13 protein-coding genes are annotated in these 11,743 nt (G+C 72.5%); 5 read left to right on the forward strand and 8 right to left on the reverse strand.

Going from position 1 to position 11,743, the window contains the following annotated elements; genetic code table 11:
- Positions 1–3: 3 nt before the first annotated feature.
- A complete protein-coding gene (locus LNK82_RS09965; RefSeq protein WP_230566645.1) occupies positions 4–1,851 on the reverse strand; it encodes a Xaa-Pro dipeptidyl-peptidase in 1,848 nt (615 codons plus the stop codon).
- Between the two features lie 159 nt (positions 1,852–2,010).
- Here LNK82_RS09965 and add point away from each other — a divergent pair, with 159 nt between their 5' ends.
- Complete coding sequence (gene add, locus LNK82_RS09970; RefSeq protein WP_230566646.1) at positions 2,011–3,012, forward strand: adenosine deaminase; 1,002 nt, start codon at positions 2,011–2,013, stop codon at positions 3,010–3,012.
- On the opposite strand, the gene LNK82_RS09975 is transcribed toward add, so the two are convergent.
- Positions 2,969–4,132, reverse strand: coding sequence for an MFS transporter (locus tag LNK82_RS09975; RefSeq protein WP_230566647.1), 1,164 nt, complete (start codon positions 4,130–4,132; stop codon positions 2,969–2,971). The genes add and LNK82_RS09975 overlap by 44 nt on opposite strands.
- Positions 4,132–5,034 (reverse strand): alpha/beta hydrolase, encoded by a 903-nt coding sequence (locus LNK82_RS09980; RefSeq protein ID WP_230566648.1) that lies wholly within the window; start codon positions 5,032–5,034, stop codon positions 4,132–4,134. The genes LNK82_RS09975 and LNK82_RS09980 overlap by 1 nt, the downstream gene beginning before the upstream one ends.
- Positions 5,035–5,105: 71 nt before the next feature.
- On the opposite strand from LNK82_RS09980, the gene LNK82_RS09985 reads away from it, so the two are divergent.
- Both LNK82_RS09985 and LNK82_RS09990 read left to right on the forward strand, forming a co-directional pair.
- Entirely contained in the window at positions 5,106–5,972 is an 867-nt protein-coding gene (locus LNK82_RS09985; protein ID WP_230566649.1) for a LysR family transcriptional regulator, read from the forward strand.
- On the forward strand, positions 5,969–7,189 hold the full coding sequence (locus tag LNK82_RS09990) for a family 4 glycosyl hydrolase (RefSeq protein WP_230566650.1): 1,221 nt from the start codon (positions 5,969–5,971) through the stop codon (positions 7,187–7,189). The genes LNK82_RS09985 and LNK82_RS09990 overlap by 4 nt, the downstream gene beginning before the upstream one ends.
- Here the strand turns inward: LNK82_RS09990 and LNK82_RS09995 are convergent.
- The 3 genes from LNK82_RS09995 to LNK82_RS10005 are packed head-to-tail and all read right to left on the reverse strand — an operon-like array spanning position 7,177 to position 9,173.
- Entirely contained in the window at positions 7,177–7,809 is a 633-nt protein-coding gene (locus tag LNK82_RS09995) for an endonuclease V (RefSeq protein ID WP_230566651.1), read from the reverse strand. The genes LNK82_RS09990 and LNK82_RS09995 overlap by 13 nt on opposite strands.
- Positions 7,806–8,741, reverse strand: coding sequence for a DUF3500 domain-containing protein (locus LNK82_RS10000; RefSeq protein ID WP_230566652.1), 936 nt, complete (start codon positions 8,739–8,741; stop codon positions 7,806–7,808). Before LNK82_RS10000 ends, LNK82_RS09995 begins: the two co-directional genes overlap by 4 nt.
- 9 nt (positions 8,742–8,750) lie before the next feature.
- On the reverse strand, positions 8,751–9,173 hold the full coding sequence (locus tag LNK82_RS10005; RefSeq protein WP_230566653.1) for a hypothetical protein: 423 nt from the start codon (positions 9,171–9,173) through the stop codon (positions 8,751–8,753).
- A gap of 70 nt (positions 9,174–9,243) precedes the next feature.
- Here LNK82_RS10005 and LNK82_RS10010 point away from each other — a divergent pair, with 70 nt between their 5' ends.
- On the forward strand, positions 9,244–10,029 hold the full coding sequence (locus LNK82_RS10010) for an arylamine N-acetyltransferase family protein (RefSeq protein WP_230566654.1): 786 nt from the start codon (positions 9,244–9,246) through the stop codon (positions 10,027–10,029).
- Here LNK82_RS10010 and LNK82_RS10015 read toward each other — a convergent pair.
- Complete coding sequence (locus LNK82_RS10015) at positions 10,013–10,663, reverse strand: maleylpyruvate isomerase family mycothiol-dependent enzyme (RefSeq protein WP_230566655.1); 651 nt, start codon at positions 10,661–10,663, stop codon at positions 10,013–10,015. The genes LNK82_RS10010 and LNK82_RS10015 overlap by 17 nt on opposite strands.
- A gap of 62 nt (positions 10,664–10,725) precedes the next feature.
- Here LNK82_RS10015 and LNK82_RS10020 point away from each other — a divergent pair, with 62 nt between their 5' ends.
- The gene (locus LNK82_RS10020) at positions 10,726–11,256 is read left to right on the forward strand and encodes a CGNR zinc finger domain-containing protein (protein WP_230566656.1); all 531 of its coding nucleotides are present in this window, start codon (positions 10,726–10,728) and stop codon (positions 11,254–11,256) included.
- 45 nt (positions 11,257–11,301) lie between these two features.
- Here the strand turns inward: LNK82_RS10020 and LNK82_RS10025 are convergent, their stop codons facing one another.
- The gene (locus LNK82_RS10025) at positions 11,302–11,730 is read right to left on the reverse strand and encodes a CBS domain-containing protein (protein WP_230566657.1); all 429 of its coding nucleotides are present in this window, start codon (positions 11,728–11,730) and stop codon (positions 11,302–11,304) included.
- Between the last annotated feature and the right edge of the window lie 13 nt (positions 11,731–11,743).

Here is an 11,743-nt window from a genome sequence, read left to right on the forward strand (position 1 = left end):
TTTCTAACCAACCGATAGGCGCAACGCGGCGAGGCCCCCGACCACGGGGAGCTCCACGACCGTCGACGTCAGGTCGACCGACAGCCCCGCGCCCGGATCCGGCCGCAGCGTGTAGTCGTGGTCAGAAGAGATCAGCACGAACTCGACGCGGTGACCAGACGGGACCACGTAGTCGTTCGGCTCCAGCTCCACCTCGACCCGGTACTGCTTGCCCGGCTCGATCGGCTTGGTCCGCGACGGCGACACCCGGTTCTGCGGGTCGGTCCACCCGCGCGTGATCACGTGCGACGTGCCGTCCGGCGCCCGGTCCACCAGCAGCGCGGTCACGTTGGCCGCCGGCCGGTCGAACGAGATCGCCAGGTCGACCCGGGCCACGCCGGAGAACCGCAGCGGCGAGACGGTCGGCCCCGTCGTGTACGCCAGCCGGTTGCCGGAGGTGGGCAGGTCGATCAGGTCCTCGGCGAGCTTGGACGAGTCGTCGTGCAACGTCTCGACCACCGCGTTGCCGGGCACGGACGCGAACCGCAGCGCGCCCTTGGCCGTGCCGCCCGCCCACGGGTACACCCGGGCGGTCGACGTGCCGGGAGCGGGCCAGTCGGCCTCGTCCACCCACGTGGTCCTGTCCTCGCGCTGGATCGTCGCCTTGGGCTCGCGCTCGATGCCGTTGTCGACGCCGTACAGGTAGTGGCTGAACCAGCGGTTGATCGTGCGCCGCCACTCGACCGACCGCAGCGTGTCCGGGTCGGTGTGCCCGGCCTGGTGCAGCCAGATCTTGTGCTCCACGCCCTGCCGCCGCAGCGCGTCGTACCACTGCGCGACGTGCTTGACCTTGACGTTCCAGTCGCTCAACCCGTGCACGGCCAGGACCGCGGCCCGCACCTTCGAAGCGTCCTTGACGTAGTTGCGCTCGTCCCAGAACTCGCTGTAGTCGCCGGTCACGCGGTCCTGGCGGGCCGCCAGGTCGGCGATCACGGGCTTGCAGACCTCCCGGTCCTCGCGCGTGTAGACGTACTCCGCCAGCACGTCGAGGTCCTCGCCCTGGAACGTGCCGGGCGCGACCACCGCGCCGTCGGCCCGGTAGTAGTCGTACCAGCTGGAGATGGCCGCGATGGGCACGATGGCCTCGAGGCCCTCGACCCCGGTGGCGGCGACGGCGTTGGGCAGGGTGCCGTTGTAGGACACGCCCATCATCGCGACCTTGCCGGTGGTCCAGCCCGCCGTGACCGGCGCGCCCGCCGCGTCACGCGCGGTGGCGCGGCCGTTCAGCCAGTCGACCACGGACTTCGAGCCGACGGTCTCGTTGTGGCCGCCCGAGGTGGGGCAGCCGGACGACTTGCCGGTGCCGAGCGACTCGGCGTAGACCATGGCGAAGCCGCGGGAGACGAAGTAGTCCTCGTAGCGGCCGGACCGGATCGGGGCCGGGTTGGGCCCGACGGCGGCGGCGATGCGCTCGTCCGCCTCCGCCTTGAGCAGCGAACCGTCCCGCTTGTCGTACCCGCCGCGCCGGTTCGGCACGTACAACTCCACGTCGACGTCGTGGTTGGCCACGTCGTTGCCGCCGGAGAAGTACGGGCTGTTGAAGAACACCACCGGCACCTTCAGCCCGCGGTCGGTGGCCTTCTGGCGCACCACCTCGGTGTAGACCTCGTCGTCGTGCCCGTCGCGGTCGCTGTCGACCGGCGCGCGCACCCACACGCTCTCGCGGACCACGTCCTTCGGGTCGAAGACGGGTTGCGCCTCGCCACCGACGAACACCGGGCCTTCCGCGACGGCGCCCGCCACCGCGGGCGTCAGCCCCAGCGGCAACGTCACCAGGGCGGCGAGCACCGCGGCTCTCCGTGCACCCTTCACGACCGAACCCCCATCATGTGTAGGACAGGTTTGCGGGTGACCCTCCCCCGCGCCCCAACCCCTGTCAAGCGTTCCCAAAGTCCACAGTGGACAGCAGTCGAAGACCCGACGAACGGCCCCTTGACCAGCGGCGGAGACCTGTGCAGACTCCCCCGGGCCATGCTTGACTTCATCGCCGCGCTGCCCAAAGTGGAGTTGCACGTCCACCTCGTCGGGTCAGCCTCCCCCGCCACCGTCCTCACCCTCGCCCGCCGGCACGCCGGGCACGGCGTCCCGACCGACGAGCCGGAGCTGCTCCGGTTCTACGAGTTCACCGACTTCGGCCACTTCATCGACGTCTACGCGGCGGTGAACGACCTGGTCACCACGGGTGACGACGTCGCCGCGCTGGTGCTGGGCCTGGCCGAGGAGCAGGCGCGGCGCAACGTCCGCTACGCCGAGGTGACCGTGAGCGCGACCAGCCACCTGCGCGCGGGCATCGCGCCGGAGGAGCTGGACGAGGCCCTCACCACGAGCCGCGAGCGGGCGTTGGCCGAGCACGGCGTCGAGCTGGCGTGGGTGTTCGACATCCCCGGCCTGTGGGACCGGGACTTCGGCCTGACCAGCGCGGAGTACGCCGTCACGCACCGGCCGCCGGGCACCGTCGGCTTCGGGCTCGGCGGGTTCGAGGCGGACGCGCCCCGGCGGGCGTTCCGGGAGGCGTTCACCGTCGCCCGGGACGCGGGCCTGCACTGCGTGCCGCACGCGGGCGAGACCACCGGTCCGGACCAGGTCCGGGAGGCGCTGGACGAGCTGCACGCCGAACGGATCGGCCACGGCGTCAACGCGGTGGCCGACCCCGGGCTGCTGCGTCGGCTCGCCGCCGAGCGGATCACCCTGGAGGTCTGCCCGACCTCGAACCTCCGCACGGGCGCCGTCAAGGACCTGAAGGACCACCCGTTGCCGAAGCTGCTCGACGCGGGCGTGCCGGTGACCCTGGCCACGGACGACCCCGGCATGTTCCACACCGACCTGGACCGCGAGTACCTGCTGTGCCACGAGGTGTTCGGCCTGGGCAAGGCGGAGCTCGCCGAGCTGGCCCGCACCGGCGTACGGGCCAGCTTCGCCTCCGAAGACCTCAAACGGTCACTGCTGGCCGAGATCGACGCGCTCGGTCACTGACGCCACTCGCCACCGCCACGCCGAGCGCGGCCAGCGCCATGACCGCGCCCACCCAGTTGGGCGCGGTGTAGCCGAACCCGGCGTCGATCGCCGCGCCGCCCAGCCACGCGCCCGCCGCGTTGCCGAGGTTGAACGCGGCGATGTTCGCCGCCGACGCCAGCGCGGGCGCGCCCGACGCCTGCTCCAGCACCCTGGCCTGCAACGGCGCCACGGTGGCGAACCCGAACACGCCGAACACCGCGATCGTGATCGCCGCCGGCACGGCCCACTGCGCGGTGAACGCGAACACCGCCAGCACCACCACCAACGCGCCCAGGAACGCGTACAGGCTGGGCATCAGGCGACGGTCCGCCGCACGCCCGCCCACCACGTTGCCCACGAACAGCCCGACCCCGAACAGCACCAGCAGCCACGTCACCGCGCCCGGGGAGAACCCGGCCACCTCCGTCATCATCGGCGCGACGTAGGTGAACGACGCGAACACCGCGCCGAACCCGAGCGCCGTCGTCACCAGGGCCAGCCACACACCCGGCCGCCGGAACACCGCCAGCTCGCCGCGCAGGCCGGTCGACGCGGGCTGCGGCGGCACCAGCGCCACGATCCCCACCAGCCCGACCACGCCCAGCGCGGTCACCGCCCAGAACGTCGACCGCCACCCGAGCTCCTGCCCCAGCGCCGTGCCCGCGGGCACGCCGAGCACGTTCGCCGCGGTCAGCCCGGTGAACATCATCGCGATCGCCCGCGCCCGCCGGTCCGGCGCGACCAACCCGGCCGCGACCACCGACCCGACGCCGAAGAACGCGCCGTGGCACAGCGCGGCGACGACCCGGCCCGCCATCAGCACCGCGTAGTCGTCGGCCACCGCGCACACCAGGTTGCCCACGATGAACAACGCCATCAGCCCGACCAGCAACTGCTTGCGCGGCAGCCGCGACCCTCCCGCCGTGATCAGCGGCGCGCCGACCACGACGCTCAGCGCGTAGCCGGAGACGAGCAGCCCGGCGGACGGGATCGAGACCTCGAGATCGCCCGCGACCTGCGGCAACAGGCCGACGATCACGAACTCCGTGGTCCCGATGCCGAACGCGCCGACGGCCAGCGCGAGCAACGCGGGCGGCATCACCGGGCACCGAGCCAGGTCCGCAGTTCGCCCAGCAGCACGCGGTACTCGTCGAGCGCGCCGTCCATCAGCACGAACGGGTGAATCGTGCCCTCGAACTCCCGCAATCTCACCGGCACACCGGCCTCCGCCAGCCGGGCCGCGTACCGCTCGCCGTCGTCGCGCACGGGGTCGTGCCCGGCGATGGCCACGAACGCGGGCGCCAGCCCGGCGACCGACGCGCGCAACGGCGCGGCGAGCTCCGAGACGGGGGTCGAACCGAGGTAGTGCGACCAGAACCACCGCATCGTCCCGGTCGACAGCCCGAAACCGGTCGCGTGGTCGACGTAGGACCGGGTGGTGAAGTCGACGTCCAGCGCCGGCACCACCAGCACCTGGAACGCGAGGTCGAGCGCGCCGCGGGCCTTCAGCGCCACGGCGGCGGCGAGGTTGCCGCCCGCGCTGTCGCCCATGACCCCGATCCGCGCCGGGTCCACGTCCACCGACGCCGCGTGCTCGAACAGCCACTCCGTGGCCGCGTAGGAATCGTCCAGCGGCACGGGGAACGGGTGCTCCGGCGCCTTCTGGTAGTTCACCGCGAACACCGCGTGCCCGGTGGCGTTGGCCAACGCGCGCAGCGCCACGTCGTAGATGTCGAGGTTGCACGTCACCCAGCCGCTGCCGTGCAGGAACACGATCGCCGGGAACGGCCCGTCGCCCTCGGGGTAGTAGATCCGCGCGGGCAGGTCGGCCGTCGGACCGGGCACGAAGAGGTGCGCCACGCGCGCCACCGGCTCCGGCGGACCCTGGAACGCCACGAAACCCCACTGCGCCCGGCGTGCCTCGGAGACGGTCAGCTCCTCCAGCGGGGGCGCGCCCGCGAGCTTGTCCAGCACCGCGCGGGCCTGTTCGGTCAATGCCATGGACCGATCATCGGATGTTCCTCACACATAAGTCCAAGGCATGTTCTTTCTGGAAGACATAAGCTGAGGTCATGACCTTGCGGCAGTTCGAGTACCTGATCACGGTCGTGGACGAGGGCTCCTTCACCCGCGCCGCCGAGGTGCTGCACGTCACCCAGCCCGCCCTCTCGCACCAGATCCTGGCCTTGGAACGGGCCGTGGGCGCACGGCTGCTCGACCGGCTCCCCCGCGCCGTCCGCCTCACGCCCGCCGGCCGCGCCTGGCTCCCCCACGCCCGTGCCGCCCTGGACGAGGCGGAGCGTGCGCTCACCGCCGCACGACGCACGGCCGGCGTGGAGTGCGGTGAACTGCGCGTGGCCACGCTCTACTCGCTGACCCTGGGCGTGCTGCCGGCCGTGCTCCGGCGGTGGCGCGCCGAGCACCCCGACGTGCGGATCCGCCTGTTCGAGCACCGCCACGCCGACGAGCTGCGGGAAGCGATGGCCGACGGGCAGGCCGACATCGCCCTCGGCCCCGAGCCGGTGAACTGGGTCGGCTTCACCCAGCGGCTCGGCGTGGAGGAGTTCGTGATCGTCCTGCCACCCGACACGCACCACCGGGAGCCGATCGACCTGCGTGAGCTCGCCGACGTCGGGTGGGTGCACTACGCGCCGGGCAACGGCCTGGCCGACCTGGTCGACGCAGCGTGCGCGGACCGCGGCTTCCAGCCGGGCGCGGCCGTGCGCACCGAGCAGACCGCGGCGGCGCCCGTGCTGGCCGCGTCCGGGCTCGGGCCCGCGCTCGTGCCGCGCAACATCGTGCCGGAGACGTTCGACGGCACGGTCCTGCGCACCGATCCCCCGGTGCGGCGGACGCTGGTCGCCTACGGGCACAAGACGCCCGATCCACTCGCCTCGGCCTTCGTGGCGTTGCTCGCCGGGGCAGGATGGGACGCATGAGGCTGGTCATCCTGGGCGGCGGCGGCTTCCGCGTGCCGCTCGTGCACAAGGCGCTGGACGAGCACATCACCGAACTCGTGCTGCACGACGTGGACGCGGACCGGTTGGCCGCGATCCGCCCCGTGCTGCGCGACGGCCCGCCGGTCACCGCCACCACGGACCTGGACGAGGCGCTGCGCGGCGCGGACTTCGTGTTCTCCGCGATCCGGGTGGGCGGCCTGGCGGGGCGCGCGATCGACGAGGAGGTGGCGCACGCGCACGGCGTGCTCGGGCAGGAGACCGTCGGCGCGGGCGGGATCGCGTACGGCCTGCGCACCGTGCCGGTGGTGGACGCCATCGCCCGGCGCATCGCCGAACTCGCGCCGCACGCGTGGGTCGTCAACTTCACCAACCCGGCCGGGCTGATCACCGAGACCATGGCCCGCCACCTCGGCGAGCGCGTGATCGGCATCTGCGACTCGCCGCTGGGCCTGTGCCGCCGCGTCGCCAAGGCGCTCGACCTGGAGAACCCGACGTTCGACTACGCGGGCCTGAACCACCTCGGCTGGCTGCAGGGCGTCTACCTGGGCACGGAGAACCTGCTGCCCACCCTGCTGGCCGACGACCGGGCGTTGACCGGTTTCGAGGAAGGCCGGTTGTTCGGCGCGGAGTGGTTGCGCGCGTTGGGCGTGATCCCCAACGAGTACCTGCACTACTACTACTCGACGCGTGAGGCGTTGGGCGACAACCGGGGTGCTTTCCTGCTCGACCAACAACGACGCTTCTACGACGGCGACGTGGACTGGGAGACCACGCGGCTGGAGCGTGAAGCGACGTACATGGCCCAAGAACGTGAACGCGACAGCCTAGAAGGCGGCGGCTACGAACACGTGGCCATGGCGCTCATGCGGGCCATCGCGGACAACGAGACCGCGACGCTGATCCTCAACGTGCCCAACAACGGCACACTGTCCACTGTGGACGATGCCGCGATCGTCGAGGTGCCGTGCGAAGTGGACGCCACCGGCGCGCGTCCGCTGCCGGTGAGCCCGCTGCCCGACCACGCCGCGGGTCTCGTCACGTCGGTCAAGGCCGTGGACCGGCTGATCATGGAGGGCACGCGCCCGGCCGCGCTCAAGGCGTTCGCCCTGCACCCGCTGGTCGACTCGGTCGCCACCGCGCGGAGCCTGCTGGACACCTACGTGCGGCGGCACCCGGAGCTGGCCTACCTGAGCTGAGCCCGGCCCAACGCGTCGGAACGGCGGGTCGTCTCCGGCAGGCGCGTCACGCACAGCCGCAGCACCTCCGCGCACGCCCGGTCGAGGTCGATGCGGTGACCCACCGACACGAACACCGGCTTCACCCCTTCCCGCGTCCGCAACGCCCGTCCCACGACCTCGCCGTCGTCCACGAGGTCGGTGTGCGCGCCGCGCGCGTCGTCCGGCATCTCGAACCGGCCCATCGGCGTCTTGGCCACGCCGACGCTCGGCAGGTCGGTCACCACCCCGAGGTGGCACGCCAGCCCGAACCGCCGGGGGTGCGCCAATCCCTGCCCGTCGCACACCAGCAGGTCCGGCGGCACGGTCAGCTTCCCCATCGCCTCCAGCAACGACGGCAGCTCCCGGAACGCGAACAGCCCCGGCACGTACGGGAAGTCCGCCTTGCCCGTCACCACGACGGAGTCCACGGTCCGCAACGACTCCGCGTCCAGCACCACGATCGCCGCGGCCAGCCGCTCGTCGTCGCCGTAGGACACGTCGAGCCCGGCGACGTGCCGCACCACCAGCCCGGGATCGGTCACCGTCGACACCGACGGCCGCAGCCGTTCCTGCTCGGCGATCGCCTCCTCGGGGGTCACCGGTGCCTCACCGAGGCGCGGTGCGCGGCGAGCAGGTCCTCGCCGAAGTCACCGGACCGCCGTCGCCACACCGTGTGCGCGTGGTTGGCGTCGTTGTCGGTGTTGTCGTACTCGATCAGCAGGTCCGGCCCCTGGATGCGGTAGTAGTGCCCTTCGCCGCGCTTGTCCGACCCCTCCCACGAGAAGTGCAGCCGGTCGAGGTCCAGCGCGTCGAACTCCTCGTCGGCCAGGTCGCCGGTGAGCCGGTCCAGGTAGTACCGCACCAGCCCGACGAGCAGCCCGCGTGCGGGCCGGTCGAGCTGCGCGGGCGTGACGCCGACGGGGTCGAGGTCGCCCATCCGGCGCGCGTTGCCGGTCTTCAGGTCCGGCGGCGGCGTGGTGGAGACCACGGCCAGGCCGCGTGCCGTGCGACCCATCCGGTCCAGCAGCTCGCGCGCCAGCTCCTCTTCCAGTCGCAGCGGTTGGAGCACCGTGCGGCCCCGGTAGGTGGTGCGGGCCGGGTGCGCGCCGAGGAAGAACGGCGTCGCCGACACGCGCCCTTCGGCCACGACCACGCTCACCGACAGGTGGTGGCCCTCGACCCGCCAGCCCCACGGCTCGTCGCCGGGCTCGCCGAGCAGCACGGTCCAGTAGTCACCCTGGTGCCGGTCGCGGGCGCCGCCTTCGCGGTCGTCCAGCACGTCCTCCAGCGCCATGATCGCGGTGGTCTGCGCGTAGGCGTGCGGGCTGAGCACGCACGACAGCATCCGGTGCACGGCTTTGCGCTGGTCACGGCTCAGCTCGCCGTAGCCGAGGCCCGGCCGCGGACCCGGCGTGTACGCCCATCGCGTGCGCAGCTCGTCGTCGGCCACGTCCCGCACCGCCGCCGTCCGCTGCCCGTCGTCGAGCAGGTCCAGCAAGCCCCTGGTGGCTTCGGCGATCTCGCGCAGCATCACTCGAACTTAGCCGCCCGGCCGTCGCTGAGCAGCGGCCGGGCGTCGGGCGTCGACGACCAGCAGGACGATCGGCAGGACCACCGCGAGCGCCAGCGTCACCACGTTGCCGACCTGGTCGACCACCGGCATGTGGTCGAGGTGCCCCAGGTGGAACACCAGGTGCGGCACGGCGAACACCAGGTACGACACCAGGACGGGGCGGGCCGGCAGCAGGTTGGTCGCGGCGAACGCCAACGCGACCGCGAGCGCCAGGTTGAGGCTGCCGAAGTCGCGCAGCAGGTGCTCGTTGAACGGCGGGAACATCGCCACCCAGTGGTGGCCGGGCGCCGGGAAGCCGTCGTAGAAGCCCTGCGGCGAGATCAACGCCCAGCCGCCGACGCCCGCCTGCACGACGGCCAGGAACCACAGTCCGATCCGGAGGAAGCTCATGCCCGTCGGACGATGCGCGCGGCCGAAGCGTGACAGAACCGATCGACGCCACGGCTGACATTCTGGCCTGGTGTGGAATGGCGAACTCCTCGACCTCGACGCGTACCTCGACCGCGTCGCCTTCACCATCGACCCCGCCGCCGACCGGGTGACCACCCTGCGCGGCCTGCACCGCGCGCACCTGGCGGCCATCAGCTTCGAGAACGCCGACGTGCACGACGGCGTGCCGATCGCGCTGGACGTGCCGTCGTTGCAGGACAAGCTGGTCGCACGGCGGCGCGGCGGGTACTGCTTCGAGCAGAACCTGCTGTTCGCCGCCGTGCTCGACCGGCTCGGCTACGAGGTGACCGGGCTCACCGGCCGCGTGCTGCTCGGCCGCACCGGCGACATCCCCCGCACGCACGCCGTGCTGCGCGTGGACCGGCGCTGGCTGGTCGACGTCGGCTTCGGCGGCGGCGGGCTGCTGGAGCCGTTGCCGCTGGAGGTCGGCGCGGTGGCGCGGCAGGGCGACTGGACGTTCCGGCTCGACCACGCCGACGGCGTGTGGACGCTCCGGTCGTTCCAGGCCGGCGACTGGTTCGCGCTGTACGACTTCACCGAGGACCCGCGCGGGCCCGCGGACTACCGGATCCTCAACTACTACATGTCCACCAACCCGGCGTCCTCGTTCGTCGGCCCGCTGCTGGCGCAGCGCACCGACGACCACGCCCGCCACAACCTCAAGGACTTCGAGCTGACCGAGACGCGGCCCGACGGCTCGGTCGTCAAGCGCACGCTGACACCCGGGGAGCGGGCGAGGGTGCTGCGCGAGGAGTTCGGCCTGGAGGTGCCCGACCGGGCTACGGCCATGGCTTGAGCTCGGGCGCCTCGCCGGTGATCGTCCCGGCCGGCTCGCGACCCGCCAGCCACGCGGTCAGGTCGGTGAGCGAGCCGGTCAGGGTGACGTCCTCGCCCTCGCCGATGGTCCACCGGCGTTGCGGGGCCTGGAGCGTGAGCCGGACGCCGTCGGGCACGCGCACGGCCAGGAAGTCGATCGCGTGCTCGCAGAACTCGGGCGACCAGGTGACGGGGCCGAGGTCGAGGTCCCGGAGGTGGATCTCGGCCTCGCGCCAGACCCCGTAGGCGGTGCCGGTGAGCGTGCCGTCGCGGTAGTAGACGGGGGTGTCCCAGTCCCGGACCCCGTCCCAGGCCTTGACGAGCCGGTCGACGGCGGCGGCGATCGCGGCCCGGTGCTCCGCCGCGGAACACCCCGCGTCGGCTTCGATCGCGGCGTCGCGCGCGGCCCGGCCGCCGGGGTAGGGCTCGACCTTCGTGCCCTCGTGCTCGGCCTGGCCCGCGAGCGCGACGGTGCCCTTGGCCAGGTGGGCCAGCACGTGTCCGCGCGTCCAGCCGGGCAGCGCCGACGGCTGCGCGACCTGCTCGTCGGTGAGGTCCTCGATCGCGGCGGCCAGCCTGCGGTGGGCGTCCAACGCCTTCGCCTGGATCGTCACAGCTCCCCCTAATGGTTGATCTGCCCAAGTGCGTTAGGGAACCTATCACTAGACTCGCCGGGGTGGCACTGGCGTTGGAGTTCGCGGGCACGGTCCGGCACGACGGGCACGGCGGGCTCGTGGACGACCTGGCCACGCCCGACGGCTTCGCCACGTGGGCCGGTGTGCCGGCGGACGAGGCGCTGCGGCGGCGGGCGGTCGAGCTGCGCTGGGCCGTGCGGTCGCTGTTCGCGCACGCCGCGCAGGCCCGCGAACGCCTGGACGCGCCGCACCTGATGGATGTCGGACGCGCGCTGGAGATCGTCAACGACGCCGCCGCCCGGGCGCCGCGGGCAGCGCGGTTGGAGTGGGACGAGCAGCCGACGCTGCGCTACGTGGACTCGGCCGACGACGGCGACCGCCTGCTGGCCACGGTGGCGACCGCGGCCATCGAGTTCCTGGCCGGCGGCACGCGGGCGGACCTGCGCGCCTGCCCCGGGCCCCGGTGCATCCGGTACTTCGTCAAGGCGCACCCCCGGCAGGAGTGGTGCAAGCCGTCGTGCGGCAACCGGGCCAGGGTCAGCCGGCACTACCACCGCGGGCGCGACAGCTGACCGCACGGCCGCGCGGACACCCGGAGGCGCCCGCGCGGTCGGTCGCTAGCCCTGCACTATGTACGCGGTCAACTGGTTCTGGTCCTCCTGCAACTGGCTGATCCTGCTCTTCACGACGTCGCCGATGCTGACGATGCCGACCAGCTCACCGCCGTCAACCACCGGCACGTGCCGGATGCGGCGCTCGGTCATCAACACCGTGAGGCTGTCGACCGAGTCCCGCGGCGTGCAGGTGAACACCTCGCTGGTCATGATCTCCGCCACCGGCGCGGCCAGCAGCTCGCCGCCCCGGTCGTGCAGCTTCCGCACGACGTCGCGCTCGGACACGATCCCGGCGATGCCCTCGGGCCCGAGCACCACCATCGCGCCCACGTTGTGCTCGGCCAGCGCGGCGACGAGCTCCGCCACCGACGCTCTCGACTCGACCGTGGCCACGGCCGAACCCTTGTTGCGCAACACGTCAGCGATCCTCATGGGCGCCTCCCGA

The sequence above is a fragment of the Saccharothrix luteola genome (assembly GCF_020859565.1).
Classification (GTDB): domain Bacteria; phylum Actinomycetota; class Actinomycetes; order Mycobacteriales; family Pseudonocardiaceae; genus Actinosynnema; species Actinosynnema luteola.